Here is a 16,352-nt window from a genome sequence, read left to right as displayed (position 1 = left end):
TGCCCGGTTGGTGTGCGTGGCATCGATCCACAGATGGGTCTTGGCCAGGCAACCGAGACAGGTGATCACCTCGGCGGCCGTGGGCATCGCAGTGAGCGCCACCGTCACCACGTACTCACGCACGCCGCCGGAATCAGCGGCAGGCACCAAAGTCGCGGTGTCCGGACGAACCTCACCCAACGCGGCCACCCGCATCACGCGGCCCCCGCCGCACACCGTCAGGTCACCCACAGCCCACCCCCTCGGGCCGGCAGACCTCACCTCCATGCGATCACCCCCTTCGTGCCGTCGGCGGGCATGGTCATGAACCCAGGTGGGCGGGAACGCTCAAAACGGCGGCTCTCGCGCGTCGCGGCCCGTGATATGCCCGGCGCTCTCGCGGCGCGAATTACTCTCACTTAAATACGGTGGCCGGAACGACCCGACCGTCCGCGCGCGGCAACAATTGCGCAGCATTGCCGCGCGCGCCGCACCGACAGCCTGACCGTTCCGGCCCCCTTGCCGTCCTGTGACACGGCTACGTGAGCCACAGAACAACATGCGAGAAACGAACATCGCGCCGAACACGTCAGATGCGCACCGGCGAATTTCGCTCTCATCTAAATACGTCGGCCGGAACCGCCCGACCGTCCGCACCCGGCGACGTTTACCAACGCCACCGCGTACTATGGGAACGGTCAGGAACTCCGGCCTCTGCCGTCCTACGACTCAGCAACCAAGCCGCAGAACAACACCGTAAGAGCGAACATCGCACCAGATGCGGCAGACGCGCACCGGCGGATTCCGGTCTCACTTGAATACGGGACGCACAACAGCCCAAGCGTCCTTTCGCCCGGCTACTTTGGGGCCCTGAAACGGGTGCGGTGCACCCCGGCGGGCATAAGAGAGGGCCTCAGAACGCTCTCTGAGGCCCTCTCAGCGGGTAACGTCAGTCCTCTACATCATTGATTCCACGGCGGACCATGGTGCTCCTGACGTCGTCAAGACGCTCCGACAGTTCCCGCCACTCGGCCCGTGCGGCGTCCCGCACCCGGATCACGTTCCGGCGAGAGCCGTACGCGCCCCCGTAGCGTGCCTGGGCAACGGTGCTGAAGACGCCCGCCCGTCCGAGGTCCTCAGCGTTGGACGCGATATCGATCATGCGCCCGATGGTCGGGAAGTCCCGACCGTCTCCGAACGCCTGACGGAACATCTCCGCGCTGTGCTGAGAGACGCAGAACGCGACGGCGGCCCCGGTGACCGTCTCCGTTCGCGGGACACCGCGCATGAGCTGAGCCCCCGGCGTGGCATCGATCTGATCAGCCGGAACGTCGACCCGGTACCCGTTCCGCGCGGCGGCATCGCGAACCGCCCACCGCTGCAGAGTCGTCCGCGTGATGGTCATCTCTCCGCCGTCCCGGCGCACATAGACCCATGCCTGAGCCTCCCGGGTAGAGCCGCTGTCCGGGGTAGGGGCGCAGGACGCGAGCACGTCACGCAGGCGCTGAGCGAACAGAAGCACCGCGTCCTGCGTGACATCGTCAGACACATCGTCCGTCCCGTACGGCGCGTGCCCGCCCTTGACGATGGTCGCGCTTCCGTCCATTCGCTTACGTGAACGGGTGGCGTCGACCGTACGGCAGTAGCCGCGTGCGAGCCGCTGAATCTCCGCCCAATCGTCCGGCGTCACGCGCGCCATGTCTTCCGGCGTGAGCTTCTCCCCCGGAACGTTTGAAGGGACGCACTTACCGGGAGCTCCATTCGACATGTTTTCTCCGATCTCCGCGACGCACCAATCGCGTCGCCCTTCTCTTTTGGCAATTCAATTGAAACACGGGGCGGAGACCGATGCAATGAAATCCCGCGCGCCTTTGCCATATTTTCCCTGGCCAAGATGGAGTGAGGCCACAGAGAAAGCGCCGAGAGCTAGGGGGTCGCGGGATGGAAAATGCCAAGAATAGGCAATCACCCACACCAAAGCAGCGAGTGAGCAACAAAGCCAATCAGAGAAATGGGCCGAGGGAATGCAGGAACCTGCCATCAGAACAAATCAATCAGCGCAGCCCCGCCCAACCCTTTGATCATAGGGATCGCCCTTACAGTCGGGTCAGCAAGATGCCACACCACAAGCCCTTGACCAGGGGAAACACCATGGAGATCATGGCCAGTCATGAGTGGCGAACCACTGGTCGAGCATTGGCCATGCGATTGGCCATCCTCTGAATCCACCAACCGCATGACCTGATGACGATCACTTCGGGTATACGCACCTGTGCAGGCACCCATCTCATCCGAACCCGAGGCCGCACCCTTCCTATTGGACGGCGGCCGGTTCGCCGAGGACCAGTACGCGCAGGTGGCGGTGGCCCAGGCTGCGTCGGAGATCGACGCGCGATCCTGCAGACCGACCGCAACGTGCGGGAGGTGTACGAGCACGCGGTGCGGGGCGAGACGATCCCGGCCGAGCTGCGCCTGTGGGTGCGCAGAGACCAGGTGCGCGCCACCGAGCGGGCGCTGGAGGCGATCGACATCCTGCCAAGACGGCCGGGGCACCTCCCTTAGCTGAGGTGACCGGATCGAGCGGGCCTGGCGGGACGCCCACGCGGGCAGCGTCCACGTGGCCAATGACGTCGATCGGGCCCTCGCGATGTACGGCAAGGGCGAGTTCGGCCTGGCCGTCGAGGACAACCTGATCTGACGCCCTGGCCGGTCGGTGGTCAACGGCCGACGTTCCAGGTCTTACCCCGGCACAGGGGAGGGCCGTACGTGTAGGTCGTGCCGCTTTCCGTACGTGCGACCATCGCGTCGTCCGGACGCGGCCGATCGCACTGCTCGTCCAGCGGGTCGAAGCTCGTGACCGCGTTCGGAGTCAGCGTGGCGAATGGGCGCGGGTGTCCTTGCACGGATACCGTGATCACCTCGCCCGTTCCGTTCACCACCTGGATGAATTCGCTGGCGAGGGGCGTGCACGAGCAGAGAAGGAACAGGGCCGGCCCCGCGAGACGGAGGGCCGCGCGGGAGGCCACCATGCGTCGAGTGCCATGTTCTCTCATAACGGCCTCCCCAGGGGTGTCTGACAAATGCTGCCGGTCGCGAGCGGGGATCCAGGCGGACGCATCGCAAGGCCGAGGAGGAACCCATAGCCGGAGCTATGGGCGACGACGAGAACGCAGCGAGGCGCCGCCTGGGCCACGCGTAGCAGGGCCATGATTTATCAGACACCGCCTAGTGACAGGATTCAGGGGACCTTGGGGGAGAAGAAGGCCGTCTTGGCCACGTCGATGAAGCGCGGGGAGTAACTGTCGGGGAAAGAATACCCGTGGACCCAGCAGGTCAGATCGATCGCACTCGTGCCGACGGTGTAGGAGATGAGAAGTCTGTTGGGATCCGAGAGAGCTCCCGGGTGGACTCTCACTCCGTAAATCGACGAGTATTTCGGGTTGGTTCTCGTCTCCGGCGGTGTGTAGAGGTCGACCTGCTCAGAGCCGAATCCCCAGGCATTACGGGAGGGCATCGCGACGATCTCCCCTGGGGCCGTCGCCCCCGGAGTGTGGCGCACGAGCCAGAACAGTCCGTTCGCGACGATCAGGCTGAAGTCGGTCTTGGCTTTCGGTTTCAGTGGCTGGGCCGAAGCGCAGGAGCTCGCCCACTGGGCGCCGCTCCCGGAAAGGCCGGCGTAGTAATGCCAGCGTGACTGGTCGCTCGGGTCGGCGTCCGCGGGCGTCCGCGCGAGGAAGAGAGACTTCTCGGCGGCCCCGTCGCCTCCCCAGCCGTAGACGTACGTGTACTCGCCTTGATCGACGAGTGACGCACCCCAGATGACCGGTAGTGAGGACGACGTGCAGTCCTGCAGGTCCGTGGGGGTGACGGTCAGCGCGCTCTTGGATTCGAGGTCGTCCACGGGGAACTTGACGTACGCTCCCCGCGTCGAGGCGTCTCCCGTCACCTGGTAGTAGAACTTGACCACCTTGTCGCCGACGACCTTCGCGTCCCCGGTCTAGTACTGTGCGCCGTCGCCGACGGGTGTTTTCGCGTACCGGTCCCAGAAGCCGGTGCCGCTGTCGGTCTCCTTGCAGGTGTTGCCGCCGGTGATCGTGCGCAGTGTGGACCCGTTCTGGACGACGACGGAGTTACGGAGGTAGCTGGTCTGATCGCCGCTCGCCCGCTTGCCGAGACCGCCGCGGACGTACTTGCCCGCCTGCCGCCAGACCGACGTCCGGGCGAACAACGGCCGCAGGTCATCCAGTAGCTCAGCCACCCTCCGCTGGACCCGGCGGGCTTCTACCATGGCGTCAGCAGCCGCCTTTGATCGTTTTCTCGTCACACAGAAGAGATCGCAGGCGGCTGCATCCGTTGTCCGGCCTCCACATCACGAGATCGCATCCATCAAGCCGCCGGGAACGCACCGCGATCAGCCGGATCACCGCAGGCCAGGCAGGAAATGGCGGCTGCCGTACTAGTCGAGGGCAAGCTCCTGATGTCACGCCATTGCTGGCCGTCCAGGGAATTCCGATGAGGGTAACGACAAGTGGCGCTTGGAGCGACAGGGAGGACATGGTTTCGTAGGTGACCTACCCGTCGTCAGGAGGTGTGACCTATCGTGCAGTGGCAGCTAGCCGCGCTTTTCGGCGCGGGCGGCGGGCTGGTCGTCGAGATCATTGGTTTTTGGGGCTATCTGACCTCATGGCAGCGCGACCGGCACCGGGCCCGTGCCAGCAGAAAGCGTTCCATGCCTGCGTTATTGCGGTACGTTGACCCCCTTGCCGACTCGCTGGTCGCCATCACGCGACTACTACTGGGTGCAGTGGCGGGGGGCCTTATGCATGACCAAATCAGTGGGGTGGTGGCCGCGATAGCTGTGGGCGCCGCCGGTCCGGCGCTGCTGCGCCAGCTGGGGACCACACGCGTCGTCCAGGCTGCTCTGCTGGGTAACGAGCGCACGGATGCCTCTGCCGGACAACCTGACCAGGGCAACATCAGCCCACCCCCTCGTTCCGCAACTATGAACTCGGTGATGCTGGTCGTAGGGGAAGAGCAGCGACAGACCGAGGAAGTGGTCGAGTGAACGCTCGCGTTACTTTGGGTCGCCGGTACTGGGAATCGTTGATTGGGATTCCGCGCGGAGATGCGGAAGACCAAGTGCCGCACGCGCCAGCGCGCTTGGACTACAGCTTGTTACGTCGCTACGGCGCCAGGCTCTTGGGGGTAAGTCTCCCCTCGACAGTTACGGACATTGAAAGTCTCGAAAGCGCTGCGTCACCATTTCCCTCATCAATCACCGGGGACTCCCCTGTCGCGCGTGGCACGTCCGATTCCTCATGTGGACCTGAAGAGCCCGCTGAAGATATCACACTTAAGAGCGATCCGATCAAGAAGCAAAAAGCCGCCGATTGGCCGTCGAGAACTTTTCTCGGCAGCCTAACCCCGGATGATCGTGATCGTTTGCTGCAAATTGGCACGGCTAGCCGATTCGATAGCGGTGAGCTTCTACTGCGCAAGGGAGATTCCCCCGAGGATATTTTTCTCCTGCTCCATGGCCTCGTCAAGGTGGAGGCCGTCACGGAAGGCGGACGCATAGTAATTCTGGCTACCCGGATAGCCGGAGACTTAGTGGGAGAGCTGGGAACCCTGGACGGAACTCCTCAGGAGGTCAACATCGTCGCTGTCGGATCATTAGTGGCATACCGCATCCGTCGGGAAGAATTCCTGAGGTTCCTTTACGAGTCCCCACACGCAGCAATTGCGCTGACTCGCACCATAACCAATCAGCTACGCAGAGCTACCATGCATCGAATTGAAATTGATAGCCCTGTCACTGTTAGGCTTGCCCGGTTTCTACTCTACCTAGCCGAGAGGCCTAGGAAACGTACATCTGAAGGGGTGCATCTCCAGCATCTCACCCAGTCAGAGCTCGCAGCGATGGTCGGCACGAGGGAGAACACCCTGCATAAGGCGCTGCGCTCGCTCCGGAACGCTGGAGTAATCACGACATCCTATGGAAGCGTCATAATCCACGATCTCGATAAGATTCATTGGATAGCGTGGGGTACTCAACGCGTTGCGGACGGTCAGCCGGGTGAACGGCAACGAGGACACTTTCCCGTGTAGGGGCCGCCCAACTTGGAGTCGCGTGAAACCGAATGGTTCTTCGACGGCACCTGATATATTCGCATTCTTGCCTCCGTGCCCCAAGACACAAGGGTCTGAAAAGACGCGCACATGCCATTGAGGCATGCTGCTCTGTGGGCCGATTCAGCCTCTGCTGTGGAGTTTCCTGAGGACCTCGCGGGTTGCGGGAGCTGGTTCGAGATCGAGGCTGGCGAGGTAGGCGTTGAGGTGCTGGGCGCGCAGGCGTGCTTCGTCTCGGCGGCCGAGCCCTACGAGCAGGCGAATGACGGCCGCTGCGGCGGCCTCGTTGATGGGGTCGAGCGTCAGAGCCTGCTCCATGACCTCCAGAGCTCGCTTGGATCTTCCCGCCTTCTCGTGGATGCCTCCGAGCTGAAGGAGCGCCCGGACGGCGGCGATGGTGAAAGGATCTCTGTGGTCGAGATCGACCCAGAGATATGGTGCTCCGTCGGCGAGGTGACCTCGGCATACTCCGGCGGCCCTGTCCAGCGCGGCGGCCTTAATCTCCGGGTCCATGGCCTTCCGCGCGTCGGCGAGGGCACTCTGAAACTCCCACAGATCGACCCAGACATGCTCGCGGTCGATCCGATAAGTGGCGTTTTCCGCTTCGATGAAGCTCGTCAGCTTGCGGTTCGATCCTGTCGTAGCCCACAGCCGCTTACGCAGCTCACTGAGCGCGGCGTGGAAACGATAGCCGGCCTGGGGCTGCTCGACATCGGGCCAGAGTGTGGCGCAGATTTCCTCGCGTGTCTGGCCGCCTGGACGGACGGCGAGGAGAACGAGCATCTCCAGTCCTTTGGCGGTCGGGATATCGATGGGTTCGCCATTGACCTCGGCGCGCACCTCGCCAAGGAGGAGCAGGCGGAGGCGGGCGGTGTTCGAGGCGTTCTCAACCTCCGAGACCTCAACCTCCACGGCCTTGGCCTCCGGGGCCTCGGTCCCCGAGACCTCGTTCTCGAGGATGTCGGTGAGTTGCTGAGCGGCAAGCTCCTCGTGACCGTGCTGAATGGCGATCTGACGGAGGAAAGCGATCGCCTCTGACCTCTGGAGATGGAACAGGCCTACGCCATCCAGCTCACCGTCGGCGACGGCCTGGAAGTCCGCCCTGACCTCGCATCTGGCCTCATCGAGTTGGTCGCCGAGCACGATCGTGCCGATCCCGATGCTTGGTGCGTGCCCTATGAACGACTCAAGGTATGACGAGTTCCGACCGGCCAGCCGCCCGACCATTACCAAGGCCGGGATCAGCTCGTCAGGCTGGCTGGCTCGCAGCTCGGCCAGATCGTTGACCTCCGCGTCCCGCAGCAGCTCGGCGCGGCTGATGTGTTCGCTGGCGATATGCGTCACCGCGTCGTCGAAGGTGGGTGTGAGGGTCAGCCCTGGCAGGTGCGGGACCAGGGCACCCAGGTCGTCCCCGAACAACTCGACCGCATCGTCCCTTGGCATGACGACCTCAACCCGCTGTGCCTCGGCCTGGGCGATGAGCGCCACGAACAGCGCCCGCACGACGTCCTCGGCACCATCCCCCCCCAGGCACAGGCTCAGGCCGGACAGGTTCACGGTCGCGGTCTCGCCACCACGTACGCCGACATCCAGCGTGACAGGGGGCACGGTGGTGAATGAGTCCTTGACCAAGTTGTAGTCGTCCGGGATCGGCTCGTTGGCCTGCCGGTACTCCTCTTCCACCGCCTGCACGGCCGACTCCGGCCTCGGCGCGGCCACGACGCTTACGGCCTCCGTCGCCTCGGGAATCGGCCGCCGGATACGCTGCCGCACACGTACAGTCGCCAGGGCCAGGGCGATCCCCGCCGCGAACGACAGCCCGACCATCCCGCCGCCGGGCAGGGCGATGCTCACGCCGGGAAGGGCGCGCGCAGGCTGACCTGCCGGAGGCGCGGTTACGCGAGGTGTCACACTCTCTGCGGACCCTGCGTTGGCAGCGTTGACAGACTCGGCGATGGGCGAAGGTTTCGACGATGACACCAGTGCCCGCCGCGGCAGCCGCAGGCGCCACCCGGCCTCAAGCTGGCCAGGCTCGGTGAGCCGCCGTCCGTCCGCCTGAGAGCGTCCCTTGTTCAGTTTGAAGATCTCTCTGTATCGCTTGCCGTCCCCCAGGTGTCGCTCGGCGATTTCCCACAGGCTGTCGCCTTCTCGTACAACGACCGAGTCCCCTTCGACCTGAGCCGCTCCCCGCTCATGCCGCGGTTCCAGGGCGGTGGCGTCCGTCGGCATCCGGATCGCCCAGCCGGGTCGGATCCACCCCTCGGAGGTGAAGGTCGTCCCGTCCGTCATCTGTCGGCCTTCGTTCAGCTTCACGATCTCCCGGTATCGCATGGGATCACCCAGATGCGTCTTGGCGATCTCCCACAGGGTGTCGTGCGGCTTGACCCGATACGTCTTGTGCTGCTGAACGGCTTCTACCTTCGCCGAGGCGTCCTCCCGCATGGTCTTCTGCGTGTCCACGGAAGCGGCGGTGACGGTGGACGTGGCGGCGAAGGCCTGCGGAGTAGGGGCGACAACCGAAATCGCGATCGTGGTCACCAGATACGCGGCGAGCCGCTGGAACGGCGTCCGGAGCACCGCGCGCTCATGCACGTTCCGCAGACGGCGCACCACCTCGGCGAGCACCGACCAGGTGAACATCAGCCAGCACAGCCATGCCGTGGCCAGCAGCACGTTCACGAGGAAAGCCGGATCACCCGGCATGGCCAGCTCCGCCTGCGGGGGGATATGCGGCGGCTCGAGGAATCCGAGCAGGACGACGGGCGGCCCGACGATCAGCGCCACCAGTGCCAGTGCCGAGTAAACGGCGGCAGCGGTCGGGCGATGGCTGTGCATCTACTCTCCCTGCTCGATTCCCTGCAGCATCCGGGCGGATGCGCTCGCGGTGGCCGTCACGTCACCCACCCCGATCAGTGACAGCAGCATGGTCGGCCGGGAGACGTTCACCGTGACTCGCAGCGTCCGTCCGCTCGTCATCGCGACGTTCCCTCGGTGTCCCGACGAGGCGAGGTACGCGCGGCCCGCGGCCAGCGCGTTGGCGGTGTCCAGCTCGAACCGGCCGCCCTGGGCGTACGCGCGGTCGACGTCGACGACGCCGGCCCCCGCTCGTGCGGCCTCCTCCGCGACCGCGTACGCCTCCCGATAGGCGCGGATCTTCTGCCCGCCGTCCACGACCAGCCCGAGACACACGAGGGCGGCCAGCATCACGACCACGACGAACCCCGAGATCGACCCCCTGTCACCGTGGAGCATCACCGGTCTCCTCTGGAGCGGTACGGATCAAGGCTGCTGGTGAACCGGCTGGTCAGGACCTTGGAGCCGGGGATTCCGGGCAGCGCGAGGTCGCTGAGCCGTACGTCACAGGTCACCGTGGCGGACACCGTGGCCGACTGTCCCAGGGGAGCAGAGAACCCTCCGGTGTCCAGCGAGACCGTCGGCGTGCACTGAAGTCCTTCGCGGGCCAGCGCTGCTCGCGCGCTCGTCAGCGCCGCGGAGCGCGCGGAGGAGGCGTCACGCGAGATGGACGCCTGCCGGGCGGCGTCGCGGGCCGCCGCCTCGACCGAGCCGTGTGCGATCACAATCCGCCCAGCGCCGATCATTGCCACGAGCACGAGGACGAGCGCGGGCGCGAGAACAGCCAGCTCCACTGTCATCGATCCGTGCTCGGCGGCGGCCCCAGGCGGAACGCGCTCGCATCCTCGCCAACCAGGCCCTCTATGCAATCGAACGCTCATCGAGTCGGGGTCGACCATCGCTCGATGGGTGCGTGGGCGATCTGGGAGACCGTCAGCTTGAGCAGCGGCACCAAGGTGAGTGCCTCGCCTTGCACGGTCACCGACACCGTGCCGCCTGTACGGCCGGCGCTGGCGTGCGGCGAGACCAGGAAGGACCCGCCGACCCTCTGGGCGAACCGCTCGGCGACGACTGTGCTGGCCGAGAGGTTGGAGCCGTACGCCCGGGCGACCCGTACGCCCTCCTGGGCGGCGGCGAGTGCGACGTCGCGGGCGTGGAACCACAGCGCCGTGTTGACCAGGAGCAGGGTCAGGGTGAGGACCACCGGGTAGAGGATGGCGGCCTCCAGCGGCGCCGACCCACGATCACTTGATCTTCCCCATGTAGTCGTTGACGACCTGCGTGATCTTGGCTGCGACGGCGACGGCCAGCAGGAATATCGCCGCGGCGAGGACGATGAAGCCCAGCGGTCCTTCTCCTGCGTCCGCCCCGGCCTTGGGGCGAAGCCGCTGGAGGAGCGGGACCTTGGTGTTGATCCATGTGCCGACCGCCAACATGCGACCGTAGATGTGCAGCATGCGAAGAACCCTTCTCTCATACGGTCATCCACCACCGGTCATCCGGGCCAGGGCCGGGTAGCCCAGCAAGATCATGAAGCCGACGACGGTCAGGGACATGGGGACGGTCATGGTTTCGGTACGGCTCTTCGCCCTCGCGAGCAGCACGGCCATCTCGCTCTCGCGCAGGCTGGCGGCCTTGGCCTTGAGGGTGTCGAGAATGCTGGCGCCTTCGGTGCCGGCCAGCTTGGCGATCGCGGCGACCTCGCCCAGCTCGGGTACGGCCAGCTCCCGCGACAGGCGGGTGAGTTCGTCCCAGGCGGAGCCGGTGCCACGGAAGGCCGGGTCGAGCGCGGATGACAGCCGCTTGAACGTCTGCCCCTTGCCGACGCGGGCGGCGGAGTCCAGCGCGTCGGCCGGACCGCGTCCGGCCAGCCGGCACAGGGCGACGAGGTCGAGATAGCAGACCAGCGCGCGGCGGAAGCGCCGCCGCGCGCTGGCGGCCTCCACCCTTAGCGACAGCTCGGGCGCGGTGAACATAACGGCGCCGAAGACGGCTGACGCCGCCCACAAGATGATCGTGGGGAAGGTGACGCCGAGCAGCCAGCCGTACGTCCACAGGAGAGCCGGTCCGCACAGGCCGGTGGCCATGAGCAGGGCCTTGCGGCCGAGGTGGGTCTCCCGGCTCCTGCCGACGATAACCAGGTCGCAATCCTTCGCGCGGTTTCCCAGCCAGGATGAGCCGAGCACGCCGATGGCCGAGCGGCGAACGCGTTCCGGCAGGGTGTAGACCTCCGCTGAACCGCCGCCGGGTTGGAGGCGTGCCAGCGAGGCGGCCAGCTCGGGTGGGCCGGGCCGTACGGCGAGCAGGATCAGGAAAAGCCCGAGGCCCATCGTGCCTCCGGCGGCGAGCACGGCCCAGGTCATCCCACCGCCTCCTCGTTCAGGAAGCGGTCGGTCTCCGGGGCGCTGCCGAGGCGGTGGATCCACCAGAACGTCACGGCGTACAGTCCGGCGACTCCGGCGAGGACGAGCTGTCCGAAGAAGCTGCTGAATGGCGCCACGTACTCCTGGTTCAGCAGGGCGAAGCCGGTGTAGCCGAGCAGGGCGCCGATGACCCAACGGGCGGTGGTGCGGTGCCGGGATCGCTCGGCTTCGATCTCGCGCTGGGCGGAGACGTCCATGCCGATGGTCCGGGCGAGTCCCAGGAGCACGTCCCGTAGTCCGCGTCCCCGGGACTCGGTGGCGAGGATCAGGGAGGCGGCGGCCATGTCGCCGACCAGGTCGTCAAGCTCGTCGGCGAAGGCGCGCAGAGCGCTCTCGGCCGGCACGCGCAGGGCCAGGCGGCGGGCGAGAGCGGTGACCTCGGCGGCGATCGGCTCGGGTGCGTTGCGGGCGCTGATGGCCAGGGCCTCTTCGATGCCAGCGCTCCCGGACAGGGCGTCGGCGAGCTGGCGGATCCAGGTCTCGATCGCCTCCAACCGGGCGATCCTGCGCGCCGCCTCCCGCCCGGACAGCACCCGGGGCAGGAGCAGTACGGCGACCCCGGCGGAGAAGGCGGCGACCGGCCATCCGGTCAACCAGAACACGATGACCACGCCTCCCAGAGCCAGCGCGACGGGGGTGGTCGCGACCTTGGGGACACGTCGCCGAGCGCGGCGGGACTGCCGTACCGGAATCCGGCGCAGGCCCGCGATCACCAGGATGATCCCGGCGGCGAACACGCCTCCGGCGAGGGCTGCGATCAGTTCCACAGCCCACCCGCTCTCGGGATGAACATGGTGGCGTCGAAGCCCGCCTTGACCAGCTTGTCCATGCACTGGGGAGTGATGTTCGGTACGGCCCGTCCGTCCGGGCCCGAGACGAAGACCCGGTTGACGGCCGGGACGACCGAGTCGGCCGGCGGCAGGACCTCGAAGATCTCCGAGATGTAGCGGACGTTCACCGGGGCGTCGGGGTCGTGGCTCACCTCGTGCCGGAGGTAGACGATGAAGTCGACGGCCTTGCCGACCAGGCGGAACAGCGCCTCGGCGGGCATCGTCCCGGCGAGGATCTCCATGCGGGGAAAGATCTCCTCGGCGGAGTCGGCGTGCATGGTGCAGATCGACCCGCGGCCGCCGGAGTTCATCGCGACCAGCATGGGGACGAGCTCGTCGCTGCGGACCTCGCCGACGAGGATGCGGCGGCCGTTGAAGCGGAACGCGTCGTCGATCAGCTGGCGCATGGTGACGGCGCCCTCGCCCTCGGAGTTGGCGGCGCGCGCCTCGAAGCTGAGCACGTCGTGGTGCCGCTCGGGCATCAGATGCAGGAACAGCTCGCGCTCGTTCTCGACGGTGATGAGCCGCTCGAACGGGTTGATGTCGCCGGCCAGGGCACGGACCAGGGTGGACTTACCCGAGTTCATCGCCCCGGCGACGATCACGTTCATCGGGACGTTCATCACCGCGCGCAGGAAATGCCGGACGGGCCAGGACATGGTTCCCCGGGCGGCCAGGTCCGACATGGTGGCGTCGAGCATGCCGTGCTTGCGGATGGAGAACGCCGTGTGCGGAGTGATGCCGGTCGCCGCGGCCAGCCGTACGGTGTTGGACAGGGCCTTGTGCAGGATCGGCCTGGCGGTGGAGAAGTCCCTGGCGTTCTGCCCCTGGTAGATGCCCCAGCGGCGAACGTTCTCGATCAGCTCGTTCTCGCTGTCGGCGGCCGCCGGCCCGGACACCTTGCGGCCGTCGGTGTAGGTCACCCAGACCTGGTCGTACCGGTTGACGTCGATGTTCTCGACCTCGGGATCGTCCACGAGCGGCTGCAGATCACCCAGGTAGAAGATCCGGTTCTCGACGGCCTTCTTGAGCTGCTCCTCCTCGTCCAGAGTCGGCGCGGGCCGGCCGAGCAGGGCGAGGTTGTCGGCGTACGTGCGGACGACATTCGTGATGACGGCCTTGCCGTACTGCAGGGTCGCCTCCGCCCCCGTGACGCCCGACTCATCCAGCGCCTTGTTGACCTGCTGCTGCAGCTCACGTACGGCACGGCGGAAGTCCTGCTCGCCCATCACGCCATCACCTGATCGCTCTGCTCGACGAGAGCGGCGGCGAACGCCCGTGCACTGCGCATCAGGGGCGACATCGGCCGGATGCGACCGACGCCGTACGCGAGCGCCGGCGCGGACCACTTGTCGGACGGCAACCATGCCGCGACCGTGGCACCGAGCGTCTTGGCGATCTCCTTGAGCTGGTACTGGCCGTCCCCCACCACGATGAGCTCGGCATCCGGCAGATGCCCGCGCAGTTCCTTCAGATCGCGGATGGCGGATGTTGTGGCGTGCAGATGGACCAGCGTGGGCCTGGTGACGACGAACACCCGGTCGGCCCGGGCCAGCAGGTCATTCGGCGTGTCCGGCCGCCCCACCTGGCCCAGGTCGACGATCACATCCTCATCCAGGGCGGCCAGGCAACCCGCGATCTCCGGCCAGAGCGGTTGGAGGGCCACAGCCTGCGTGGGCTCGGCAAGGCCGGGGAGGATCAGCCTGTCGTCCTGAGTGGCGTAGAGCTGGTCCCACAGCGCCTCGGCCGCGGCGACTCCCCTGCGAATCTTCACACCCCACTCGGCCAGCCCGCGATCGCGAGGCGTGCCGGCCAGGTAGCCGGACAGGATCGTGCCGCCTCCGGGATCCGCCTCGGCCAGCAGCGCAGAGCGCGGCCACTCAAGGAGAAGCGCGAGCGCGCTGGTAGTCGTACCGGCGGCATGCCCGCCCGAGCACATCACGGTCAGCATGACGCCCCTGATGCCGAGACGGGCGGACAGGCCGACGTGGCGGAGGCGGCATGGGGAGCCCTCGAACCGAGAACCATCGCGACCTTCCCCTCCGCGGCCAGGCGGGCCAGGGCCGTACCAGTCGTGGCCGGCATCAGAAAGTCCACGACCACGGTCCCATCGGCGTCAGGCTGTCCGACCTTGTCGACCAGAGCGCGATACTCAACACCTTGCCGCCCTTCCTCGGGAAGGGCTGCCGCGACAACCCGGTCACCGGGCTTGAGCCCGCGTGCGGGCAGCTGGGTCGCCTTGAGCGCGATCGGGACGATCTGCTGGCCGTCATCGGGGGTGAGGGCCGTGCCGAACTGAGAGGGCGCGAGAAGCGTCCCAGCCTTGAGGTCGGCCATGGCCCGCTTGCCGATAACGCCGTCCCGGTCCCGTGCGCGGGTCCACTGCATCCCCGGCACCACGCCCACCCCGAGGCTCGTCAGGTCCTGAGCCTCGATGACCTGGCCGATCGGCACCTCGCGGGCCATGACCAGGACCTGTGTGCGATGAGCAGCCAGTTGATACACCTGCAGCACCGTGACCGCGCTCAACACGACCGCCAGAACGCCGACGACAGCCATCGCGGGGCGACGCTTACCGGGAACGGGCCGTGCGGACGGCGGGCTGTTCGTGGCCGCTAAAGATCGCTGGAGCATGCGTCAGTCCTTGGTGATGAGTGCCTGGGCTTCCGCGACGCGGAGCGGGAACGAGGTCGATCGGCTGATCGGCGGCAGGGTGCCACCGGTCCCACCCGAGCCGGTCCATGTGCCGCTCCACGTGACCGTCACCGTGACCCGATAGGCGTTCCCCTGCCCCTGGCGGAACGACGGCTGGAGATACTTCATCGCACAGGTCGGTTTCTGGCGGCTCGCGGAAAGCTCCGGGTTGTACGGCGTGCCGGGTCCGTCGCAGATCACGGGCTTGCCACCGTCACCCGGGTCAACGGTCATTTTCTGCGGCCGGGCTGTCGCCTCCGCCCAAACGCCGGCCGTCTCCACCCGCTTACGCTTCGGGCTCCACTCCCCCGTGGCCAGGTAGACCCACTCGTCCAGGCCGACGAGGCCGGTGGAGCCGCGCGGCGGAGCCGTGAGGACCTTCGGCTGGTGCACCGGAATCATCGCCCACGCCTTCCGAGCCAGTTGCTCGGGCGTTGCCCGAGGAGTCCCGGGTGGCCGGCCGGGAACCCAGCGGACGTCGCGGAAGCCGTCGGAACACTCGACCAGGTAGTAGGCGCCCTTGCCCTTCGGTACGCCTCCCGGGCTCGATGCCGGATCGACCCATTCCAGGCCGCCGTTCTTCATGCCATCGGCATGCCAGGGTGTGTAGGAACAAGTGACACCGGACTCACGATGAGCCTCATGCGCGTTTGTGACCTGCTGTCCTGAGTGCGGATCTTTGTCGGCCGTCAGGACATAGCCCAAAGGCGACGTCTGAACCCCGTTGTTGTCCAGTGGTGGCGAGGGCGTGAGCATCGGCACAGCGGACAGCACGCTCGCGATCAGGATCCGGCTGAACACGGCTCCCTCACATGCTCCAGAGTCGAGACCTTCCACGCCCCATCAACCAAGAGCAGCGTCGCGACGAGATGGGTGTTCTCGCTCCCGTGGAGGACCCGCTTCGCGGTCTTCTCGTCCATCTGTCCGCTATTGCGGTTGTCCTGGCAGTCGTGCAGCGTGGCCTTCTGCCCCTTGACCTTGATGTCGAAGGGGTGGAACACCGGCGCCCCCCACGTGAATCTGCCGCCGGCCCGAAGCGCGACGATGCCGCGAAGCATTCTGCTCAGCAGGGGTTCGGTCACGAACGGGGCGATGATCGGCTTGCGTTGCCCGTCAGGGGTGTGTTCGGCACGCCGACCCGCGGAGTAGATGCCCTTGTAGGCGGCAGCCACCGCTTCCTCCGCCTTTTCGGAAGGGGTAGCAGTCGGCTGCGGTGAGACGGTCGTCGAAGCCGTGGGAGACGGCTGCGGCATTGCCCCCTCGTCTGCCGCACAGGCCGAGGCCGACAGCGCGAGAACGACCAGCACAAGCCGTTTCCAATATCGACAGACTGTCGCCACCACCGGAGACCTTTACTCTGAGCAATCAAATAATTGCGGAGAGCTACAGGCTAGATGGCGAATTTCGGCAAGGCCAGAGGAGAGAACTAACCAGTAGGACACAT

19 protein-coding genes and 1 pseudogene are annotated in these 16,352 nt (G+C 66.4%); 3 read left to right on the top strand and 17 right to left on the bottom strand.

What is annotated here, in order from left to right:
• The coding region (locus Mam01_RS03105; RefSeq protein WP_204283934.1) for a hypothetical protein at positions 1-231 on the bottom strand (231 nt) is incomplete at its 3' end.
• Positions 232-928: 697 nt separating this feature from the next.
• Positions 929-1,678 (bottom strand): hypothetical protein, encoded by a 750-nt coding sequence (locus Mam01_RS03100; protein WP_204283933.1) that lies wholly within the window; start codon positions 1,676-1,678, stop codon positions 929-931.
• A gap of 716 nt (positions 1,679-2,394) precedes the next feature.
• On the opposite strand from Mam01_RS03100, the gene Mam01_RS03095 reads away from it, so the two are divergent.
• Positions 2,395-2,541 carry a hypothetical protein gene (locus Mam01_RS03095; RefSeq protein ID WP_204283932.1) on the top strand — a complete coding sequence of 49 codons (147 nt, stop codon included), beginning with the start codon at positions 2,395-2,397 and terminating at the stop codon, positions 2,539-2,541.
• A gap of 155 nt (positions 2,542-2,696) precedes the next feature.
• Here Mam01_RS03095 and Mam01_RS03090 read toward each other — a convergent pair whose 3' ends face one another.
• From Mam01_RS03090 to Mam01_RS03080, 3 genes and pseudogenes are all read right to left on the bottom strand, one after another.
• Positions 2,697-2,897: a hypothetical protein gene (locus Mam01_RS03090; RefSeq protein ID WP_204283931.1), complete on the bottom strand. Its 201-nt coding sequence runs from the start codon at positions 2,895-2,897 to the stop codon at positions 2,697-2,699.
• 320 nt (positions 2,898-3,217) lie between these two features.
• A pseudogene (locus Mam01_RS03085) lies at positions 3,218-3,961 on the bottom strand (DUF5005 domain-containing protein); the annotation flags it as partial.
• Positions 3,962-3,976: 15 nt separating this feature from the next.
• Positions 3,977-4,237, bottom strand: a complete 261-nt coding sequence (locus tag Mam01_RS03080; protein ID WP_204283929.1) for a hypothetical protein — start codon at positions 4,235-4,237, stop codon at positions 3,977-3,979.
• Between the two features lie 342 nt (positions 4,238-4,579).
• On the opposite strand from Mam01_RS03080, the gene Mam01_RS03075 reads away from it, so the two are divergent.
• Together Mam01_RS03075 and Mam01_RS03070 are read left to right on the top strand one after the other, a co-directional pair.
• Positions 4,580-5,044 (top strand): hypothetical protein, encoded by a 465-nt coding sequence (locus Mam01_RS03075; RefSeq protein ID WP_204283928.1) that lies wholly within the window; start codon positions 4,580-4,582, stop codon positions 5,042-5,044.
• The gene (locus tag Mam01_RS03070) at positions 5,041-6,087 is read left to right on the top strand and encodes a Crp/Fnr family transcriptional regulator (protein ID WP_307819789.1); all 1,047 of its coding nucleotides are present in this window, start codon (positions 5,041-5,043) and stop codon (positions 6,085-6,087) included. Before Mam01_RS03075 ends, Mam01_RS03070 begins: the two co-directional genes overlap by 4 nt.
• 144 nt (positions 6,088-6,231) lie before the next feature.
• Here Mam01_RS03070 and Mam01_RS03065 read toward each other — a convergent pair whose 3' ends face one another.
• The 12 genes from Mam01_RS03065 to Mam01_RS03015 all read right to left on the bottom strand — a co-directional run bounded on the left by Mam01_RS03065 (position 6,232) and on the right by Mam01_RS03015 (position 16,215).
• Positions 6,232-8,943: an AfsR/SARP family transcriptional regulator gene (locus tag Mam01_RS03065; protein WP_204283926.1), complete on the bottom strand. Its 2,712-nt coding sequence runs from the start codon at positions 8,941-8,943 to the stop codon at positions 6,232-6,234.
• On the bottom strand, positions 8,944-9,360 hold the full coding sequence (locus Mam01_RS03060; RefSeq protein ID WP_204283925.1) for a pilus assembly protein TadG-related protein: 417 nt from the start codon (positions 9,358-9,360) through the stop codon (positions 8,944-8,946). It lies immediately after the preceding gene.
• Entirely contained in the window at positions 9,360-9,761 is a 402-nt protein-coding gene (locus tag Mam01_RS03055) for a TadE/TadG family type IV pilus assembly protein (protein ID WP_204283924.1), read from the bottom strand. Before Mam01_RS03055 ends, Mam01_RS03060 begins: the two co-directional genes overlap by 1 nt.
• Before the next feature lie 77 nt (positions 9,762-9,838).
• Positions 9,839-10,189 (bottom strand): TadE/TadG family type IV pilus assembly protein, encoded by a 351-nt coding sequence (locus tag Mam01_RS36305; RefSeq protein WP_275408891.1) that lies wholly within the window; start codon positions 10,187-10,189, stop codon positions 9,839-9,841.
• A 16-nt stretch (positions 10,190-10,205) separates the two neighbouring features.
• Positions 10,206-10,418 (bottom strand): hypothetical protein, encoded by a 213-nt coding sequence (locus Mam01_RS36300; RefSeq protein WP_239100982.1) that lies wholly within the window; start codon positions 10,416-10,418, stop codon positions 10,206-10,208.
• Between the two features lie 24 nt (positions 10,419-10,442).
• Positions 10,443-11,324, bottom strand: a complete 882-nt coding sequence (locus tag Mam01_RS03045; RefSeq protein WP_204283922.1) for a type II secretion system F family protein — start codon at positions 11,322-11,324, stop codon at positions 10,443-10,445.
• Positions 11,321-12,151 carry a type II secretion system F family protein gene (locus tag Mam01_RS03040; protein ID WP_204283921.1) on the bottom strand — a complete coding sequence of 277 codons (831 nt, stop codon included), beginning with the start codon at positions 12,149-12,151 and terminating at the stop codon, positions 11,321-11,323. Before Mam01_RS03040 ends, Mam01_RS03045 begins: the two co-directional genes overlap by 4 nt.
• Positions 12,142-13,443: a TadA family conjugal transfer-associated ATPase gene (locus tag Mam01_RS03035; protein WP_204283920.1), complete on the bottom strand. Its 1,302-nt coding sequence runs from the start codon at positions 13,441-13,443 to the stop codon at positions 12,142-12,144. The genes Mam01_RS03040 and Mam01_RS03035 overlap by 10 nt, the downstream gene beginning before the upstream one ends.
• Entirely contained in the window at positions 13,443-14,165 is a 723-nt protein-coding gene (locus tag Mam01_RS03030; protein ID WP_204283919.1) for a CpaE/TadZ family protein, read from the bottom strand. Before Mam01_RS03030 ends, Mam01_RS03035 begins: the two co-directional genes overlap by 1 nt.
• Positions 14,159-14,773, bottom strand: a complete 615-nt coding sequence (locus tag Mam01_RS03025; RefSeq protein ID WP_204283918.1) for an SAF domain-containing protein — start codon at positions 14,771-14,773, stop codon at positions 14,159-14,161. The genes Mam01_RS03030 and Mam01_RS03025 overlap by 7 nt, the downstream gene beginning before the upstream one ends.
• 78 nt (positions 14,774-14,851) lie before the next feature.
• A complete protein-coding gene (locus Mam01_RS03020) occupies positions 14,852-15,709 on the bottom strand; it encodes a hypothetical protein (protein WP_204283917.1) in 858 nt (285 codons plus the stop codon).
• Complete coding sequence (locus Mam01_RS03015; protein WP_204283916.1) at positions 15,691-16,215, bottom strand: hypothetical protein; 525 nt, start codon at positions 16,213-16,215, stop codon at positions 15,691-15,693. The genes Mam01_RS03020 and Mam01_RS03015 overlap by 19 nt, the downstream gene beginning before the upstream one ends.
• Positions 16,216-16,352 lie beyond the last annotated feature (137 nt).

This window comes from Microbispora amethystogenes, assembly GCF_016863015.1.
Taxonomy (GTDB): Bacteria; Actinomycetota; Actinomycetes; order Streptosporangiales; family Streptosporangiaceae; genus Microbispora; species Microbispora amethystogenes.
Note: the sequence above shows the minus strand (reverse complement) of the source record. Positions and strands in the feature narration are given on the sequence as shown.